Below are 760 nucleotides of genomic sequence, written 5' to 3' on the forward strand. Positions count from 1 at the left end.
AGAGACTGCATATCTTTAGTCAAACCCAAATGTGAAAGAAGTTTTTTTGTATGACGCGTATCTTCCGCTGCAACCAAGTCGACGCCTGCCAGGGTTTCAATTGCTCTATGCGTTATATCTCCAAGATTTCCTATGGGTGTGGCTACGATATACAGTGCAGATTCCAAACTTCTTATCCTCGCTTTAGATTTCAGCTATCATAGCAGCTTCNCCTCTCGCTACTATACTTAAGCATGAAAACCCTTATTCTTAGATTGTCCCTAACCATCCTTGCCTGCGCTCTTTTATCCGCCTGCAGCACACCTAAAAAACAAACTCGCACCGATATAAAACAGGGTGCTACCACAATGCTCAGCGAAGAAGAAAAGCTATTGTCAGAGGCGCACAACGAAAAAGATCGCCAGCGAAAAAGTGAACTTTACCTTAGCTCCGCAAAGCTCTTTTCTGAAAAAGGGCTCGATGCGCAGGCGGCGCATACAATTGGTCTCGTTGAGGTCGGCTCACTTTCCGCGCAATCTATCACCGATTTTCGACTTTTACTCATCGAAACCAGTCTAAGGACCGGCAATCTTTCCGTGGCAAAAGAACAACTTGGTTTAATCTCTTTAAGTGACGCACTTCAAACAACACTAAGCAGACAAGAAAAAATTGTACGGCTCATTGCCAGCGCATATAGCAAAGTCGAGCAACCTCTAGACGCTGCTGTATTGCTTGCTGATTACGAGGGCGTATTTGGAGTAAATGAAAGCGCACAACTCAA

2 protein-coding genes are annotated in these 760 nt (G+C 44.7%); one reads left to right on the forward strand and one right to left on the reverse strand.

Features of this window, described 5'->3' with window-relative positions:
• Positions 1-167, reverse strand: a 167-nt coding sequence (locus A3750_RS18620) for an SAM-dependent methyltransferase (RefSeq protein WP_369819954.1), incomplete at its 3' end; no start/stop codon positions are given.
• A 180-nt stretch (positions 168-347) separates the two neighbouring features.
• On the opposite strand from A3750_RS18620, the gene A3750_RS18625 reads away from it, so the two are divergent.
• Positions 348-760, forward strand: a 413-nt coding sequence (locus tag A3750_RS18625) for a hypothetical protein (RefSeq protein ID WP_156498730.1), incomplete at its 3' end; no start/stop codon positions are given.

It is taken from the genome of Oleiphilus sp. HI0079 (assembly GCF_001635105.1).